Annotated in this window: 16 protein-coding genes and 1 pseudogene; 6 read left to right on the top strand and 11 right to left on the bottom strand. The window is 31.4% G+C overall.

Annotated features, from left to right (window positions below; translation table 11 throughout):
* Positions 1–631: pseudogene (locus B3578_RS14435) on the bottom strand (transposase); the annotation flags it as partial.
* Between the two features lie 136 nt (positions 632–767).
* Positions 768–1,154 (bottom strand): 2-amino-4-hydroxy-6-hydroxymethyldihydropteridine diphosphokinase, encoded by a 387-nt coding sequence (gene folK, locus B3578_RS11395; protein WP_221854325.1) that lies wholly within the window; start codon positions 1,152–1,154, stop codon positions 768–770.
* Between the two features lie 49 nt (positions 1,155–1,203).
* On the opposite strand from folK, the gene sppA reads away from it, so the two are divergent.
* The 6 genes from sppA (at position 1,204) to rodA (ending at position 9,033) form a co-directional block, all read left to right on the top strand.
* Positions 1,204–2,973, top strand: a complete 1,770-nt coding sequence (gene sppA / locus B3578_RS11390; RefSeq protein ID WP_291048802.1) for a signal peptide peptidase SppA — start codon at positions 1,204–1,206, stop codon at positions 2,971–2,973.
* A gap of 168 nt (positions 2,974–3,141) precedes the next feature.
* Positions 3,142–4,167 carry a rod shape-determining protein gene (locus tag B3578_RS11385; protein WP_019975837.1) on the top strand — a complete coding sequence of 342 codons (1,026 nt, stop codon included), beginning with the start codon at positions 3,142–3,144 and terminating at the stop codon, positions 4,165–4,167.
* A 14-nt stretch (positions 4,168–4,181) separates the two neighbouring features.
* A complete protein-coding gene (gene mreC / locus B3578_RS11380) occupies positions 4,182–5,033 on the top strand; it encodes a rod shape-determining protein MreC (protein ID WP_291048797.1) in 852 nt (283 codons plus the stop codon).
* Positions 5,023–5,538, top strand: coding sequence for a rod shape-determining protein MreD (mreD, locus tag B3578_RS11375; RefSeq protein WP_291048795.1), 516 nt, complete (start codon positions 5,023–5,025; stop codon positions 5,536–5,538). Before mreC ends, mreD begins: the two co-directional genes overlap by 11 nt.
* A complete protein-coding gene (locus tag B3578_RS11370) occupies positions 5,535–7,520 on the top strand; it encodes a peptidoglycan D,D-transpeptidase FtsI family protein (protein WP_291048792.1) in 1,986 nt (661 codons plus the stop codon). The genes mreD and B3578_RS11370 overlap by 4 nt, the downstream gene beginning before the upstream one ends.
* The gene (gene rodA, locus B3578_RS11365; RefSeq protein ID WP_291048789.1) at positions 7,489–9,033 is read left to right on the top strand and encodes a rod shape-determining protein RodA; all 1,545 of its coding nucleotides are present in this window, start codon (positions 7,489–7,491) and stop codon (positions 9,031–9,033) included. The genes B3578_RS11370 and rodA overlap by 32 nt, the downstream gene beginning before the upstream one ends.
* A 58-nt stretch (positions 9,034–9,091) precedes the next feature.
* Here rodA and B3578_RS11360 read toward each other — a convergent pair whose 3' ends face one another.
* The 9 genes from B3578_RS11360 to B3578_RS11320 form a co-directional block, all read right to left on the bottom strand.
* A complete protein-coding gene (locus B3578_RS11360; RefSeq protein ID WP_291048786.1) occupies positions 9,092–10,387 on the bottom strand; it encodes a TlpA family protein disulfide reductase in 1,296 nt (431 codons plus the stop codon).
* A gap of 56 nt (positions 10,388–10,443) precedes the next feature.
* Positions 10,444–10,581, bottom strand: a complete 138-nt coding sequence (locus tag B3578_RS11355) for a hypothetical protein (protein ID WP_286494681.1) — start codon at positions 10,579–10,581, stop codon at positions 10,444–10,446.
* A 598-nt stretch (positions 10,582–11,179) separates the two neighbouring features.
* On the bottom strand, positions 11,180–12,328 hold the full coding sequence (gene clpX, locus B3578_RS11350; protein ID WP_280062867.1) for an ATP-dependent Clp protease ATP-binding subunit ClpX: 1,149 nt from the start codon (positions 12,326–12,328) through the stop codon (positions 11,180–11,182).
* A gap of 236 nt (positions 12,329–12,564) precedes the next feature.
* Entirely contained in the window at positions 12,565–13,230 is a 666-nt protein-coding gene (gene clpP, locus B3578_RS11345; RefSeq protein WP_038331995.1) for an ATP-dependent Clp endopeptidase proteolytic subunit ClpP, read from the bottom strand.
* A gap of 50 nt (positions 13,231–13,280) precedes the next feature.
* Positions 13,281–14,600 (bottom strand): trigger factor, encoded by a 1,320-nt coding sequence (locus B3578_RS11340; RefSeq protein ID WP_180905001.1) that lies wholly within the window; start codon positions 14,598–14,600, stop codon positions 13,281–13,283.
* Positions 14,601–14,879: 279 nt separating this feature from the next.
* Positions 14,880–16,244, bottom strand: a complete 1,365-nt coding sequence (gene accC / locus B3578_RS11335) for an acetyl-CoA carboxylase biotin carboxylase subunit (protein ID WP_221854334.1) — start codon at positions 16,242–16,244, stop codon at positions 14,880–14,882.
* Between the two features lie 20 nt (positions 16,245–16,264).
* The gene (accB, locus tag B3578_RS11330; RefSeq protein ID WP_125348723.1) at positions 16,265–16,747 is read right to left on the bottom strand and encodes an acetyl-CoA carboxylase biotin carboxyl carrier protein; all 483 of its coding nucleotides are present in this window, start codon (positions 16,745–16,747) and stop codon (positions 16,265–16,267) included.
* Between the two features lie 125 nt (positions 16,748–16,872).
* Positions 16,873–17,070 carry a 50S ribosomal protein L32 gene (gene rpmF, locus B3578_RS11325; RefSeq protein ID WP_019975824.1) on the bottom strand — a complete coding sequence of 66 codons (198 nt, stop codon included), beginning with the start codon at positions 17,068–17,070 and terminating at the stop codon, positions 16,873–16,875.
* A gap of 55 nt (positions 17,071–17,125) precedes the next feature.
* Positions 17,126–17,704: a YceD family protein gene (locus B3578_RS11320; RefSeq protein ID WP_291048774.1), complete on the bottom strand. Its 579-nt coding sequence runs from the start codon at positions 17,702–17,704 to the stop codon at positions 17,126–17,128.
* Positions 17,705–17,766: the final 62 nt, after the last annotated feature.

Below are 17,766 nucleotides of genomic sequence, written 5' to 3'. Positions count from 1 at the left end.
AAAGTCTTTGCATAATTGCGTCTAATCATAAATTGTTCGTATAGTAGAGAAAATAAAGTTTCAATTCTTTTTGAATGTATAAAACTGAGGTTTGTAATCTTTTTGATTCGATCTTTTCAGTGTTTCTAATCGATATTAACTTCATTAAATAAATCAATATGTTTCAAAAATGAATACATGAACAGATGCTGGACTAATGTTAAAACTCAGGAAAACACCACTTAAAGAACAAACAGCATGAAGTTTATAACCATAAAAAGACATTTACTGAGAAGCACAAAAACCTCTGTTTTGTGCATTATACTAGTGTTCCTTGTAAATTTTGAGCTATTTATACTTGCTATTTTACAAAACTGAAACGGCATACTATCAATGATTAAAACAATTTTCAAATTCATTAAATTCTTTCGCTAATTTGAGGCGAATACTATTAATTTGATATGATAATCTACATTTTCTTCGATTGTAAATACTTCGCTCAATTTTACAACTTACGCTTTAGGAATATTCCGAAATGAATTATTTTCACTATCAATACCCATAAATTCAGTAGTTAAGAAAAGACTTATGAGTTTTAAATCAAATGTTTAGGTCTTCTACATTGATAAATTAAAAGTTTATCTTAGGATATTTTTCATAGAATTTCCAATATTCTTTTATAATTTGCAAGTAAGTTATTCATTGTGAATTTTTTATTGTAAAAACAATTTACAAATTTTCAATCAAATGAACAACTTTATTATTTAATAATCAAAATGCAGAACAGGCTAAAAATATAAACTTTTAATAAAATCTCTAGAATAATTTTGAGGATGAGGAATTTTCAAATAATTGCAATTAACTAAAACTTTATTATAGAATAATATATCAATATCTATTAAACGATCAACGTAACTCTCATTTTCTTTGGGTTTAAAATAGATTCTTCCCATTTTTTGTTCAATATCTTTAATTTTTTTCAAAATCTTAAATGGAGAATAACTTGTATTAATTTCTATTTTTTGATTTAAGAATAAATTAGGTGTAGTAAATCCTTCAGCCTTATTTTCAAGAATATTAGATTCTTTTTTTATTTCGCCTACCTCTTTGTTTATAAGGTTTTTAGCTGTTTCTAAATTATTTTTTTTGTCACCTAAGTTTGTACCAAGTAACAAAATGACTATATTTTGCGACATATAGAGCAAAAGTAATAATAAATTAAAAATGAAAAACTTTTTCGGGAGAGTATTCTCAACAATCATAGGAAATCTATTAACGATTAGTGTATTTGTCATACTACTTTTCGTGTTGATATTTGTTTCAGCATTATCTGCTCCAACAAAAAGTGTGAAAGATGGTTCTGTTTTAGAAATTTCGTTGGAAGATCCAATTATGGAAAGTGATATGGATCGTTCCGTTTCTATTTTTGATATGTCAGAAAGTCCAAATGTTTTTTTACAAGATATTATTCATTCAATTGAAGAAGCGAAGAATGATGATAAAATAAAAGGAATTAGTCTGAAATTGGATAAATTTTCTGGTGGAGCTACGCAAGCGACTGATATTCGTAATGCGTTAGAAGATTTTAAAAAATCTGGAAAATTTGTGTATTCATATTCTAATTCAGGAAGTCAGTTGTCATATTATATAAGTAGTGTATCTGATAAAATTTATCAAAATCCTTTGGGTGGAACTTTATTACAAGGTTTGAGTTCTAATATTATGTTCTTCAAAAATGTAGGAGATAAATATGGTGTAGATTTTCAGGTGATTCGTCACGGACAATTTAAGAGTGCTGTAGAGCCTTATATGAGAACAAATATGTCTGATGAGAATCGTTTGCAATTATCGGAATTATTGAATGATGTTTGGGGTAATGTTTCAACTTCGATTACAAAATCACGTAAAATTTCTCCTGAACAATTTACAACAGTAACAGATAGTTTGTATGCTTTCATTCCAGAAACAGGAAAAGAAAACAAGATTTATGATGTATTGGCTCAAGAAAATGAATATCAAAAAATGTTATTCTCAAAACTTGGTTTGAAAGAAGAAAAATCAAAAACTGATTTTGAAGTTCTTGATAAACATACTATAAAAATGGAAGATTATTTTGAGACCTTATCAAATAAATCTGAAAAAGATAAAATTGCAGTTTTGTATGCTTCAGGAACAATTACTGAAGGAGATGGTTTTGATGGTATTCAATCAAAAACTTATGTAGATGCGATTCGCAAAATCAGTCAAAATGATAAAATCAAAGCTTTAGTTTTACGTGTAAATTCTCCTGGAGGTAGCGCAAATGCTTCAGAAGAAATTTTATATGAATTGATGCAATTGAAAACGAAAATGCCAATTGTTGTGTCTTTTGGAGATGTTGCGGCGTCTGGTGGATATTATATCGCGCAAGCTTCTGACAAAATTTATGCGCAACCAAATACAATAACTGGGTCTATTGGTGTTTTTGGAATGATACCAAATGCGCAAAAATTATTCAATAATTTCGGATTAGATTTTGATGAAGTAAAAACGAATGCAAATGCAGATCAGTTAAAGTCTTTGACGACACCATTATCACCAACAGCAAAAAATACGATGCAAAAATCAATTGTATTGATTTATGGAAAATTCGTAAATCACGTTGCTACAAATAGAAAATTAACATACGAGCAAGTTGATAAAATAGGTGAAGGACGTGTTTGGTCTGGAACTCGTGCAAAACAAATTGGTTTGGTAGATGATTTCGGAAGTTTAGATACAGCAATAAAAGAAGCAGCTAAATTGGCTAAAATCGAAAAATATTCGACAGAGAATTACCCAAAACGAAAAGATTCTTTCGAAGAATTTATGGATAATCTTCAAGGAAAAAATACCGAAGCAGCAATTGCAAAAGAATTAGGGTCGGACGGAATCCGAATTTATAAAGAAATAAAGATGATGAATGAACAAAAAGGTATTCAAGTTAGGCTACCTTACGATATTCAAATTCAATAAAAATCATAAAAAAGGGTTAAAATATTTTTAACCCTTTTTTATTGTTAAAATCTTACTATTTTAGTAAAAATATTTAGATGATTAAAAAATTAAATTCTCTTTTATAATCATCTAAATTTATTATACTTTTGTACATTCATTTTTAATAATACTGAGACATAATCAACGATGGGATTATTTGATTTTTTCACGCAAGAAATTGCGATTGACCTGGGGACTGCTAACACTTTAATTATTCATAATAATAAAGTTGTAGTAGATAGTCCATCTATCGTCGCTATACATAGAAGAACAAATAAAGTTATTGCTGTTGGAGAACAAGCAAAACACATGCAAGGTAAAACGCATGATGATATAAAAACAATTCGTCCTTTAAAAGACGGAGTAATTGCAGATTTTGAAGCTTCAGAATTCATGTTGACAGAGTTCATCAAGAAAATTCCTGGAATTCAAGGGAAGTTATTTTCACCTTCATTACGAATGGTGATTTGTATTCCTTCTGGAATTACAGAAGTTGAGAAACGTGCTGTAAAAGATTCTTGTGCACGCGTTAACGCAAAAGATGTTCGTCTTATTTACGAACCAATGGCTGCTGCGATAGGTGTTGGAATTGATATCACTCAACCTAAAGGTAACATGATTATTGATATAGGTGGTGGTACTACAGAAATTGCCGTTGTTGCATTAGGTGGTATTGTTTGTGACAAATCTGTGAAAATTGCAGGTGATGTTTTTACAAATGATATTGCATATTACTTAAGAACCCATCATAATTTATATATCGGAGAAAGAACTGCTGAACGTGTTAAAATTGAAGTTGGAGCTGCTGTAGAAGAACTAGAGCATGCACCAGAGGATATGCCAGTACAAGGACGTGATTTGATTACAGGAAAACCAAAAGAAATTACTGTAAATTACCGCGAAATTGCACGTGCATTAGACAAATCAATTTTACGCATTGAAGATGGTGTAATGGAAACGTTATCTCAAACTCCTCCAGAATTAGCTGCTGATATTTACAACACTGGTATCTATATGGCTGGTGGTGGAGCTATGTTGAGAGGTTTAGATCAACGTATTTCTAAAAAAACAGGTTTACCAGTTTTCTTGGCTGATGATCCTTTACGTGCTGTTGTTCGTGGAACTGGTATTGCACTTAAAAATATTGATAAATTCACTTTCTTAATGAAATAGAAGAGTAAAGAGCAATGCAATATATTCTGAATGCGATTAGAAGAAATGGAATGCTATTAATTTTTGTCTTTTTAGAGTTAATTGCGTTGTTTCTTGTCTTTAAGAAAAATATTTATCACGAAACTATTCTTGCCTCTGCAAGCACATCGTTTACAGGTTATGTGGATGATAAAATTGCAAAGGTGACAAACTTTATTCATTTACCGAGTACCAATAAAGATTTGATGGACGAAAATGCCTTTTTGCGTGAGCAATTGGTGCATTTAGGTATTAAAGATGCGAAAACTAAAAAGTTTTACAAATCGGATACCTTAGGTTATCATCAAACGTATTCTTTTGTACCTGCAGAGATTGTAAATAACTCGATTATCAAAACGCAAAACCTTTTGATGATTGATAAAGGAACAAATGATGGAATAGAAAAAGGTGACGGAATCATTACAAATAATGGTGTAATTGGTATTGTAACTTTTGCTGGGAAAAATTATTCTCGTGCAATTTCGTTGTTAAACAAGGATATCAATATCAATGCACGTATCAAAGGAAATCAATATTTTGGGACAGTGAAATGGGATGGAAAAGATCCTCGTTATGTTCAGTTATATGAAATTCCGAAATACATCGAAGTGAAAAAAGGAGATATTATCGAAACAGATGGTAAATCACCAGTTTTCCCAGAAGGAATTATTATAGGTAAAGTTGTAAGTAAAGGAATTGATGAAACGGGAGAAATGAAAGTTCAAGTAAGATTGAAACAAGATTTCGCCAATTTAGCTCAAGCTTATGTGGTCACAAACCTTAATAAAGTTGAAATTCAACAAGTAGAAAAATCAGATACAATAACAAGTCCACAGAATGTTCAATAAAGATTTTTTAATCAATATTATCAAGATTATCGTTTTAGCTTTGTTACAAGTTTTTGTGTTCAATCACATCAACTTTTTAGGAAGTTATCAACCATATATCTATATTGTATTTGTATTATTTTATCCGCCTTATCAAAATAAATATGCCTTACTAATCTTATCATTTATGTTAGGATTAATGATAGATATTTTCGAATACACAGGAGGAATTCATGCTTTTGCATTAACACTTATCGCATTTCTTAGAAATCCAATCATCAAACTTTTGGCAGGAAAACAAGATTACGAAATGGAATTTTTCTCTTTCAATTCGTTCAGTTTTGCGCAATGGTTGTTTTATTTGATTATTCTAATTCTTGCACATCATATTATTTTATTACTTCTTGAGAATTTTAAACCATCAGGAATTGGATCTTTGATGCTAAAAGCATTAATCAATTCGGGAATAACTTTTGTGTTTGTCTTTATTTATAAAATTTTATTTAAAAATAAAGTTGGAGTATGAAAAAGTTGATGGTTGTTTATGCACTCATCCTGTTTATAGTGTTTCTATTTATAGGACGTTTGGCGTATTTGCAATTATTTACAGATCGTTATACGTTAAATGCATTTAATACTTCGATCAAACAAGAAATTATTTATCCTAATCGTGGTGATATTCTTGATCGAAACGGAAAATTGTTGGTGAGTAACACATATTCGTACGAATTAGACGTTATTCCAGGGAAATTAATTGACAGTTATGGAGAATATATGAATGGTTTTGATAAACCTAAATTCTCTAAAATGATTGGAATTTCTACACAACAATTTGATTCTATTTTAGATAAAATTGTTACCGCAAAAGATTATAAAAAATTATCGCCTTATCCATTCTTAAAAAATATTTCGCGAGAGAATTTTGCTCGTATGCAAGAACAATTGTACTTGTATCCTGCATTTAGCATTATCAAACGTCCCGAGCGTAAATATATGGTAAATTCTGCCGGAAATATACTGGGCTATATAAACGAAGCCAATCAATCTTATATCAAAACAGATTCTACCTATTATCAACCTGGAGATTTGGTTGGTATTGCTGGTGTTGAGAAATCGTATGAAAAAGATTTGCGAGGAATAAAAGGTGTAAAAAACTGGATTGTAGACCGAACAATGAATGTTGTTGGTCCATATAAAAACGGAGATTATGATCGACCTGTAAAAAGTGGGAAAACAGTTCATTTGACAATTGATTATCGTTTGCAAGAATTGGCAGAACAAATGCTTCAAAATAAACGTGGGGCAATTGTCGCACTTGATCCTAATAATGGTGAAATTTTGGCTTTAGCATCCGCACCTACAATTAATCCAAACGATTATTTGAATACAAAGTTGAGAAGTGCATTAATCAACGATTCTATTGCTCGTCCAACTTATGATAGAGCTTTACAAGGAACTTATCCTCCTGGTTCTACATTCAAAATGGTAACGGCTTTGGCTGGTTTACAAATGGGAACGATGACAGAAAAAACAACATATGTTTGTAAACATGGTTTCCGTTATGGACGTATGCATATTGGTTGTCACTGTGGAATGTATTATACGCCGCAAGGTTTAGAACATGCAATTGGAAAATCATGTAATAATTATTTTTCTGAAGCTTATCGTGATATTGTTCGTAAAGATCCAAATGATTATAGTGTCGGAATTAACGAATGGGCTTCCATTTTGAATAGTTTCGGATTAGGAAAATTTATGGGAACAGATTTACCGGTTGGTAGCAAAGGTCTTATTCCGACAGCTGAGTTTTACGACAATCGCTTTGGAGAAGGTGTTTGGAATCCTTACCGTATTATTTTCAATGGTATGGGACAAGGAGATATTAATACAACTCCGCTGCAAATGGCAAATTATACAGCAATTATTGCCAACAAAGGATTTTTCTATACACCGCATATTGTACATAGTATTGATGGAAAACCATTGACGGATTCTACTTATATGGTGAAAAAAAATACATTGGTTGATCCAAAACATTTTGACATCATTCAACGCGGAATGCGTAATGTATTTACAATGGGTACAGCTCGTAGTTTTGATACAAGTTCTTTTGTACAATTTGGTAAAACTGGAACTTCTCAGAACTCTCATGGACAAGATCACTCATTATTTGTATTGTTTGCTCCAGCAGATAAACCAAAAATTGCGATTGCTGCAATTGTAGAAAATGGTTCTTGGGGTACAACTTATGCTGGACCAATGGCGAGTTTGATCGCAGAATTATACGTAACGGATACAATAAAACGACCTGCGTTAGTGCAACGTATGAAAAATGGTAATCTACAAGGCGAATATCGTCGTCAATGGATAGATTATCTAAAAAGAAAAGGATTATACGTAGAACCTGTAAAAAAGGATTCTATCGGAAATAAAATAGATAGTTTAAAATTTAAAAAAGATTCAACAAAACTAAAACATGAGCCAAAGCAGATTACTAAAAGGAATTGATTGGATTGTACTGATCCTAGGGTTTCTGATAGTAACTTTCGGGATTATGAATGTGTATAGTGTCAATCCAGATTTAGGTGTAAAACAGCTAATTTGGTTTGGACTTGGAATGGTGATGATATTGATTTTGATAATTGCGAGCGGAAACAACCGTAATTTTTTCGAAATTTATAGTCCTGTTTTTTATATCATTTCCCTCGTTTTGCTCGTCGGAGTTTTGATTGTTGGAAAGGAAATTAATGGAGCAAAAGCGTGGTATCGTTTTGGACCTCTGAGTTTGCAACCAGCCGAATTTGCGAAGATTGGTACAGCTTTGTTGATTGCTAATTTTATCAATCATTCAAACGCAAATCTAAAAGACTTAGGTTTTATAGGAAAAATATTGTTGATTATCGCAATACCAGTAGTTTTAATTCTTTTACAACCCGATTTAGGTTCAGTAATTATTTTCTGTTCATTAAGTATTGCCTTGTACAGAGAAGGACTTAATCCATGGATAATTTTAGCACCAATCATATTATTAATCATTTTCTTGATTTCGATTGTACAAATTCCTTTTTACGTTTTATTAGTTTTTGGATTTATAATTCTTACAATAGCTTTATTAATTTTAGCTTTCAATTATAATCAGAATGTAGTTGATGCGATGCATGGTGTTTTAATCGGCTTATCAATTTTCTTTTTATTATTGATTGGAATTTGTTATTTGGTTGAAGATTTATCTGAAGAAACACGCGAATCTTTCGGACATTTATTTCCAATGCGTTCCTTATTTTTCTCAGAACCAATATTTTTTAATACAACTTTCTTTGGATTGATAGGATTCTTTATATCAATTATTCCAGTTTTAATTTTAAAATTAACCGAACAAAAAGAAATTAATGATTCACCATTCAAAACACAATCTGGATTAGCTGCAAATGTTCTGAATTTTAGTATTATTGCGTCTATTGTGTTGTTATTATTTGCAAGCACGGTTAGTTTTATTTCTCCGATCATTTTTGAGAAATTACCCAAACACCAAAAAGAGCGTGTGATGGTTTTGTACGAAGGAGAAGCAAAGTATCGTGATACTTCGGGATATAATTTATTGTATGCAAAAACAGCGATTGGTTCGGGCGAATTATATGGAAAAGGTTACAATCAAGGAACTATTAAAAAAGGAAGGTTTGTACCAGAACAACAAACCGATTACATTTTTACAACAGTAGGAGAAGAGTGGGGATTCATTGGTAGTACAGCCTTGGTGATTGTTTATGCAGTTTTCGTAGGGCGATTATTTTTCTTAGCCGAAATCCAAAAAAATAGATTTGCACGATTTTATGGATATGCAGTCGCCTCTATTTTATTTTTCCACTTTTTTATCAATATCGCAATGGTGATTGGGCTTTTCCCAACGGTTGGTATTCCGTTACCATTTTTCAGCTACGGAGGAAGTTCGTTATGGGGATTCACTATTCTGATCGGAATTTTCCTAATCATTCATTACAAGAACAGTCAAGGATTTATTTAGAATAATAATTCAATAGAATAAAAAAGCTACATTGATTTTCAATGTAGCTTTTTCGTTATTATTTCGATACTTCTAACTCAGAAATATGATGAACTTTCTTAATTAATTTATTGTCTTTATCAACCAAAATTAGAGTAGGAGTAGATTCTATTCCATATTCTGCCGCGATTGGCGAATCCCATCTCAAAAGATCAGTATAATTGTACCAAGGTAATTCTTTCGTAGCATTGTTAAACGCTGTTTGATCATAGTCTAAAGAAATAGCAACAATTTCTCCACCTTTTGATTTGAAGTTCTTGTAAAACTCTTTAATGTGCGGGATTTCTTGTTGACAAGCAGGACACCAAGAAGCCCAGAAAACAATTAATTTTTGATCTTCTTTGATATCATATAATGATTTTTTCCCATTAACAGGTTGAGGAAAAGTGATATTAGGAACTTTACTTCCCACTTGCATAGAAGCGCTTTTTTCCACTTTCTTTTTCAATTGATCTGTTACATTAGAAGTCAAACTTTTTACTTTATCTACATATTTTTTATGAAAATTTGCATATTCTTTTTCAGGAACAAAGTTTAAGATAGTTGTCAATACATTTTGACCTCTTGTCGTTTTGATATCTGTTTTAGCCAAAATTTCGTCTGTAGCAGCAATTAAATTCCCTTCTACATCTTGATTGTTTGCAGCAGCTAATTTTCCATTAATATAAGCAAAAACTAAATCATTAAACATTCCAGATTGCTCCAATCGTATATCATCTTTTACAAAATGATTCACAATTTCATTTAGCGTTTCAGCATCTTTATTTGTTTGAGCTTTTTGTTTCAAATCATTCAACTCATTAATATAGGTAATTAATGGCGAAAAATTTTCGTTACGTTTCAACTCTTTTATACGCTTATCTTCTTTTACCATTGCTGTATAAAATTCATCAGTTGGTTTATACATTTGCATTAAATAAGGAAAAACCTGGTTCTGAATTTCATTTAATGGTTGAAGTGCTAAAACTTTATTGTATTCCTTTTGTGTATTTCCCTCAAAAATTTCAAGTTTAGTAGATATTTCTTGCCCACTAACCGTTTTGAATTTTAGATTTTTGTTATCAGTTAATAACGAAAGATTTTCACCTGTTGGCAAATCAATACGTACAAAACCATTGTATTCTTTTGGAAATTTTACAGAAAAATTTCCGTTGTTATCAGTAATCGCATTGTTGATTAATTTCATTTCGGCATTGTCGAAAATTTTAACCAAAACAGGTTTATTTGCATAATTTTCTATTTGCCCAGAAACATTAAACTGCCCAAAGACAGAACTTCCTAAAACAACAAGCGGCAGTATAAATTTATTTTTCATAGTTTGTTTGATATAAAAAAACCTCAATCTATTGATTGAGGTTTAAAAGTATGAATTTATTTTTTAATTATTAGTCTTTGTTCATATGAATCTATTCCTGCAATTGTTACAGCTGTAACAATTAAAAAAGGTGCATAATCATGAATAGATACTTTTCTAATACCATCCCTATTTCCTGTATTATCTCCGTTCATATTACAATTTTTCCAATCTGAATAAAGGATTTGTAGGTTGGGCGTTAACAGATACATTAATAATGAAAACAAATAAAAAAAACAAGTTAATTTTCAATAATTTTTTCATAGCTAGTTTTATTTGTTAATGGTTTTCTTCGTTAAAGTTTCACCACCTTAATATACAATCTTAACCAAATATAAGGTTGGAATATTATTAATATTTAAATTATAATCTGTATTTGTAGAAATATTGTTTTATAAAATATTTGACGTCCAATTAAATTAAAAATTGAAATATTAGCGGTTGTATTACTTTGCTCAAATTTAACAAAATGACCTCCATTATTTCAATATAAATAGTAGCTTATTTAAATCATTTATATCTAGTGTTTTTGGTGATTGATTCCAATAGAATTCTAAGCGATTATTAATTTTATCGTCAGCTATTTTTTATATATTTATATTGTGTAGAATCACTATAGACCTAAGCAAGTGTGACTAAAGCAAGTAGATTCTTTTTCATAAATTATGTTATTTTTGGTAGGTTTCTATTAAATTAAATAATAATTTTATTACAAATATAAAAATATTTATTAATAAGTTACTATTCAACAGATTATATTATAACTTTTTCTGGTAAATCTTTAATGTTATACATTAAATCAGTAAAGATTTCTTCCGTAACTGCTCGTAATCCTCGAGCTCCTAAACCCAGTTCATTGGCACGGTCTACAATTCTATTTAGGGTTTCGTCCGTCACTACAAGCTCTTTTCCGTCTAGGGCAAAAAGTTTTGTATATTGTTTCATTAGAGAGTTTTTTGGTTCTGTCAAAATAGCTCTCATCGCTTCTTTATCTAATGCTTTAAGATACGTAATAATTGGTAAACGTCCAATTAATTCTGGAATGATACCAAAGTTTTTCAAATCTTGTGCATTTACTTCATCCAAAAGATTTTCGATTTCTTTGTGATCCTCATTCTTGAAACCAATTACGTGTTTCTTCAAACGATCTGCAATGTGTTTTTCTATTCCAGAAAAAGCTCCACCAGCCACAAATAAAATATCTTTTGTATTAACTTCTATAAATTTTTGATCAGGATGCTTACGTCCTCCTTTTGGTGGCACGTTAACAATAGTTCCTTCCAAAATTTTAAGCAAAGCTTGTTGTACACCTTCTCCAGAAACGTCACGTGTAATAGATGGATTGTCACTTTTACGTGCAATTTTATCTACTTCATCAATAAATACGATTCCTTTTTCGGCAAGCTCTACATTGTAATCAGCAGATTGTAAAAGACGCGTCAAAATACTTTCTACATCTTCTCCTACATATCCAGCTTCTGTAAGTACAGTTGCATCAACTATTGCAAACGGAACATTTAATAACTTAGCAATTGTTTTAGCTAATAATGTTTTTCCACTTCCTGTTTCTCCAACTAAAATTACGTTCGATTTATCAATCTCTACATCATTTTCTTTGTCTAGTAATATTCTTTTGTAATGGTTGTATACGGCAACCGACAATATTTTTTTTGCCTGGTCTTGACCAATCACGTAATCATCTAAAAACTCTTTAATTTCTTTCGGAGATTTTAGCGTTAATGGTTTTATCAAATCGTTATTTTCGTTAAATTTCGATTCTTCTAAAACTATACCATGAGCTTGTTCTATGCAATTATCACAAATATTACCGTCGATTCCAGACACTAAAATATTTACTTCGTTTCTGCTTTTTCCGCAAAAAGAGCACTTATTTTCTTCCAATTTTCTATACTTAATTAAGATGCAAAGGTATTTATTTTCTTTTAGATAGAAAATATTTATTTGTTAATTTCTATCAGTATAAATTATGGTAAAATAAAGGATGAAGTTATCTTATTTTAGATTATTGTTTTTTATGTTTCTTTCTTATTGTTTTACAAATTTTTAAGTATTTGTAAACGAAAAAGGATACTCAATAAGTTGAGTATCCTTTTTTTGTATTTTTATTGAATTTAAAATTATTTACGAGGCAATAAAACTTCGTCAATCATTCCATATTCTTTTGCTTCTTGTGAAGTCATCCAGTAATCACGTTCACCATCTTTTTCGATTTGCTCGAAAGTTTGACCAGAATGAGTTGCAAGAATGTCGTATAATTCTTTTTTTAATTTCAAGATTTCCTTCAATGTAATTTCCATATCAGTTGCTTGTCCTTGAGCACCTCCTAAAGGTTGATGAATCATCACGCGAGAATGTTTAAGTGCTGAACGTTTTCCTGCTGCACCTGCACATAATAAAACTGCTCCCATAGAAGCTGCCATTCCTGTACAAATTGTTGCAACATCTGGTTTTACTAACTGCATTGTGTCGTAAATTCCTAATCCTGCATAAACACCACCACCTGGTGAGTTAACATAAATCTGAATATCTTTTGTTGCATCTACACTTTCTAAGAACAATAATTGTGCTTGAATAATATTTGCAATTTGATCATCGATTCCTGTTCCTAAAAAGATGATTCTATCCATCATCAAACGAGAGAAAACGTCCATTTGTGCAACGTTCAATTTTCTTTCTTCAACGATGTAAGGCGTTGTATTTTGGATGTAACTCTCCATATGTAAAGAGCTAATTCCTTTGTCTAACAGCGCATATTTTTTAAATTCTTCTCCTACGTTTTTCATTATTAAATTTAGATTTTAAATGAAAGGTATAAAGAATTTTTTAGAAGTGATTAAGCTTCTGCTAATTCTTTATTTTTTTCTGTAATAATGTCAACAAACTCGTCAAATGTTACTTCTTTCTCGTTCAATTTTACATTGTTTTTGAAGATGTCTAACATTTTGTCTGTAAACACTTGGTATGATAAACGGTTGTATTCTTCTTGATTCTGTAAAGCAGACATTGCAATTTGTTGTAATGTTTCTTCTGGAATAGAAGTTTGACCGTACATTTTTAATTGATCTTTGATTGCAGCAAAAGCAGCTTCTTTTACTTCCTCAGCATTTACTTCTACATTGTTAACTTCAGCAATTTTAGCTTCGATTAATTGGTAACGTAAACCTTTGTCCATTTTTACCAATTCTTCTTTCGCTTGCTCTTCAGAAGTTACATTTTCGTTAGAAGTGATTAACCATTTTGTTAAAAATTCTGTTGGTAAATCAAATTGAACTGTATCTAATAATTTAGCTACAACATCATTGATAATTTGTTTGTCAGATTCTTTGTTGTACATGTTTTCTGACTCTTCTTTGATTTTGTTACGGAAAGCTTCTTCTGAATCTACAGCTCCTTCTCCATAAACTTTATCAAATAATTCTTGATTAACTTCAGCTTTTTCAGCTTTGTTAATTTCTTTGATTGTATACGTAACGTTAGTTCCTTCTTCAGAAACTTCTGTGTTCAATTGTTGTGCAGCTTCTTCAGCAGTGTCAAAAATATCGTTAGAATTTACTTCTACAACATCACCAGCTTTTTTACCGATAAATGCAGAAGCATCTTTCAATTCTTCTAAACGGATAAATGTTGGTTTAGCTTCTTGTCCTTCTACAGCAGCTTCTACTTTCAATACAGCTTCAGCTTCAGCTTCAGTTAAAGATTTTAATGATCCAAAACGAGCAGCGAAATTATCTACATATTTTTGGATTTCGTCGTCAGCAACTTTTACTTTGTAGCTGTCAACTTCTACTTTAGATAAATCAACATCAAATTCTGGAGCTAATCCTAATTCGAAATCAAATGATAATTGATCAGCATCCCAATCAACATCTTTCATTACTGGAACTGGATTTCCTAAGATTGATAATTTTTCTGTGTTGATGTATTCAGATACACTTTTTTGTAAAATTTCGTTAACTGTATCAAAAACAACAGCTTGTTCGTATTGTTTTTTTACAAAGCTCATAGGAACTTGTCCTTTACGGAAACCTTTGATGTTAGCTGTTTTTCTGTATTGGTTTAATACATCAACTACTTTTTCTTGATAATCTGCCTTATCAACAGTTACAGTTAATACTGCGTTTAATTTGTCTGTTGTATTTTTAGTAATATTCATCTACCTTAAATTTGGAGTGCAAATGTATAAATTATTAATGATTTTTAATAGTAAAAAGTAATATTACAATCAATTCATTCACTATAAATTAACAATTCGGATGGAATCTTATCAAATACTTGATATTTTGATTTTAGATGGAATGATTGAATTGATTATTTACTACTTTTCTGAGGTGATATTTTCAACAATTAAGCCATTTGATTTTTGCTGACACAATGACATAAAAAAATCCAGAATATACGTTCTGGATTTTCAATATTTCGAAAATTTAATTTCTTATAATTCTCCGTAATTTGCGTAAGATTCGTCAAAAACAAAATCCTCCATAAATTTAGTTGTGTAATTACCCGCGATAAAATCTGGATTATCCATCAACTGTAAGTGGAAAGGAATCGTTGTTTTGATACCTTCGATATAAAATTCCCCTAACGCACGTTTCATTTTTGCTATTGCTTCTTCACGCGTTTGTGCAGTAACAATGATTTTTGCAATCATAGAATCGTAATTTGGTGGAATTGTATATCCAGCATAAACGTGTGTATCAACACGAACACCGTTACCACCAGGAATATTAATATTTGTAATTTTCCCTGGAGAAGGGCGGAAGTCGTTATAAGGATCTTCTGCATTGATACGACACTCGATAGAATGTCCGTTTGGATAATAGTTTTGACCAGAGATTGGCTCACCATCCGCTAACATAATTTGTTCACGAATTAAATCGAAACCTGTTACTTGCTCAGTAATTGGATGCTCTACTTGGATACGAGTATTCATTTCCATAAAGTAGAAATCTCCGTGTTTGTCAACTAAGAATTCAATTGTGCCAACACCTTCATAACCTATATATTCACAAGCTTTAACTGCTGCATCTCCCATACGTTGACGTAATTCGTCTGTCATGATTGGAGAAGGGGTTTCTTCTGCTAATTTTTGATTACGACGTTGAATAGAACAGTCACGTTCTGATAAGTGACAAGCTTTACCGTTTTGGTCACTTGCAACTTGAATCTCGATATGACGTGGTTCTTCGATTAATTTTTCCATATACATTCCGTCGTTACCAAAAGCTGCAGCAGCTTCTGTACGAGCAGATTCCCATGCGTGTAATAAATCTTCTTCTTTCCAAATTGCACGCATACCTTTACCACCACCACCGGCAGTAGCTTTCATCATAACTGGGTATTTAATTTCGCGCGCAACTTCTAAGGCTTGCTCATAGCTTTCTAATAAACCATCAGAACCTGGTACTACAGGAACACCAGCTTCTTTCATAGTAGCTTTCGCATTGGCTTTATCTCCCATACGCTCGATATTTTCTGCAGAAGCACCGATGAATTTGATTCCGTTAGAAGCACAGATTTTAGAAAAAGTTGAGTTTTCAGATAAAAACCCGTAACCTGGGTGAATAGCATCCGCGTCAGTAATTTCTGCAGCCGCGATGATGTTAGCCATTTTTAGGTACGAATCTTTACTTGGAGCAGGACCAATACACACAGCTTCGTCAGCGAAACGTACGTGTAATGAAGTCTCGTCTGCTTTAGAGTAAACGGCAACCGTTTTGATTCCCATTTCTTTTGCAGTACGTATAATACGCATTGCAATTTCACCTCTATTAGCGATTAATATCTTTTTAAACATAATTTTTTAGATGTAATTGATTAAGCTGGATCAACTAAGAATAATGGTTGATCGTACTCAACTGGACTAGCGTCGTCCACTAAGATTTTTACAATTTTTCCAGAAACTTCTGATTCGATTTCGTTGAATAGCTTCATTGCTTCAACAATACATAAAACTTTACCTGGAGCAATAGCATCACCTACATTAATAAAAGGTTCTTTACCTGGTCCTGCAGCACGGTAGAAAGTACCAATCATAGGAGATTTAACTGTAATTAAATTACTATTTTCTTCTTCTGTTGATGTTGTAGAGTTATTTGCTGGTGCAGCTGCTGACGCTTGAGGAGCGGCAATTGGAGCTACAGGAGCTTGTGGTACATAAATTTGTTGAGATGCAACTTGTGCAGGTACGCTTGCTAAAGTTTTGATTTTGATTTCGATGTCATCTTGTTTGATGCTTACTTCAGCAACTTCTGCTTTTGATACGAATCTAATTAAATTTTGAATGTCTTTAATGTCCATATAATGCGGTTTTTTATTTGACCTTTTATGTTTGTTTTTTATAAAACGATTTCAAAGGTATTGAAAAAAAAATAAAAAAAGCTGTTTCTTTTTAGAAACAGCTTCAAAATCTTTCGAAGATTATATTATTCAGTAACTTCTTGTACTTTCTCTAATACTACTTTACCTTTGTAGTATAATTTTCCGTCAGACCAGTGAGCTCTGTGATATAAATGTGCTTCACCTGTTGTTTTATCGATTGCTAATTGTGGAGCTTCGATTTTGTAGTGTGTTCTACGTTTATCTCTTCTTGTTGACGACTGTCTTCTCTTAGGATGTGCCATATCTAACTACTTTTTTTTCTTTATTTCTATAATTTATTTTAATAATAAAAACCAATTAAGGTTTCAAATCTTTCAATTTTGCCCAACGAGGATCAATGTCGTTATTATCGTCATCGTCATCATTGTTATCGTCATCGTCATGCTCGTCTTCTGCATCTTCGTCTAATTCGTAAATGCTGTATTGGTCTAACAATTCAATCATTTCAGAATCGCTTTTGCCATTCAAGACATCGGGATGAATTCGTTTTGTTGGTACTGATAGCATTGCCAATTCATAAAGAACTTGCGCAACGTTGATTTGGTATTCCTCTCTTGGAATTACCCACATTTCAAAATCAGTATCGTCAAACTCGTCTCCAAATTTAACAATTAATTCTGCATTATTTGAAATTTCTTGTTGAAACAATTCTCCAGTCAAATCACAAGGGACTGTAATGTCTCCTTTTAAGCTGATTTCTAACTCAAGCATTGTCGATTTTTTATCTAAAATAATTGTTGCAATTAAATTAGGATTGTCAAAATCTTGCTCAATTTCAAATAAATCAAAGAACGATTGTGATAATTCGAATGTAAAATCACTCTTACCAAAAGGCAAGCTTGTAAATACAATATTATAATTTTTTAACTTGTCCATACCACAAAAAGGTGTGCAAAGATAATCTAATTTATTTAAAATTAATAGCTCTTTGCAACTTA

Origin of the sequence: Empedobacter sp. UBA1574, assembly GCF_002322895.1 — a bacterium.
Classification (GTDB): domain Bacteria; phylum Bacteroidota; class Bacteroidia; order Flavobacteriales; family Weeksellaceae; genus Empedobacter; species Empedobacter falsenii_B.
This window is presented reverse-complemented; position numbering and strand designations above follow the sequence as displayed.

What these genes read in the sequence shown, in the direction of transcription:
- B3578_RS11355 (WP_286494681.1), bottom strand. Translation starts at nt 10,581, where the DNA reads ATGAACGGAGATAATACAGGAAATAGGGATGGTATTAGAAAAGTATCT.
- B3578_RS11360 (WP_291048786.1), bottom strand. Translation starts at nt 10,387, where the DNA reads ATGAAAAATAAATTTATACTGCCGCTTGTTGTTTTAGGAAGTTCTGTC.
- accB (WP_125348723.1), bottom strand. Translation starts at nt 16,747, where the DNA reads ATGGACATTAAAGACATTCAAAATTTAATTAGATTCGTATCAAAAGCA.
- sppA (WP_291048802.1), top strand. Translation starts at nt 1,204, where the DNA reads ATGAAAAACTTTTTCGGGAGAGTATTCTCAACAATCATAGGAAATCTA.
- B3578_RS11370 (WP_291048792.1), top strand. Translation starts at nt 5,535, where the DNA reads ATGAAAAAGTTGATGGTTGTTTATGCACTCATCCTGTTTATAGTGTTT.
- clpP (WP_038331995.1), bottom strand. Translation starts at nt 13,230, where the DNA reads ATGAAAAACGTAGGAGAAGAATTTAAAAAATATGCGCTGTTAGACAAA.
- B3578_RS11385 (WP_019975837.1), top strand. Translation starts at nt 3,142, where the DNA reads ATGGGATTATTTGATTTTTTCACGCAAGAAATTGCGATTGACCTGGGG.
- accC (WP_221854334.1), bottom strand. Translation starts at nt 16,244, where the DNA reads ATGTTTAAAAAGATATTAATCGCTAATAGAGGTGAAATTGCAATGCGT.
- rodA (WP_291048789.1), top strand. Translation starts at nt 7,489, where the DNA reads ATGAGCCAAAGCAGATTACTAAAAGGAATTGATTGGATTGTACTGATC.
- mreC (WP_291048797.1), top strand. Translation starts at nt 4,182, where the DNA reads ATGCAATATATTCTGAATGCGATTAGAAGAAATGGAATGCTATTAATT.
- B3578_RS11320 (WP_291048774.1), bottom strand. Translation starts at nt 17,704, where the DNA reads ATGGACAAGTTAAAAAATTATAATATTGTATTTACAAGCTTGCCTTTT.
- rpmF (WP_019975824.1), bottom strand. Translation starts at nt 17,070, where the DNA reads ATGGCACATCCTAAGAGAAGACAGTCGTCAACAAGAAGAGATAAACGT.
- mreD (WP_291048795.1), top strand. Translation starts at nt 5,023, where the DNA reads ATGTTCAATAAAGATTTTTTAATCAATATTATCAAGATTATCGTTTTA.
- B3578_RS11340 (WP_180905001.1), bottom strand. Translation starts at nt 14,600, where the DNA reads ATGAATATTACTAAAAATACAACAGACAAATTAAACGCAGTATTAACT.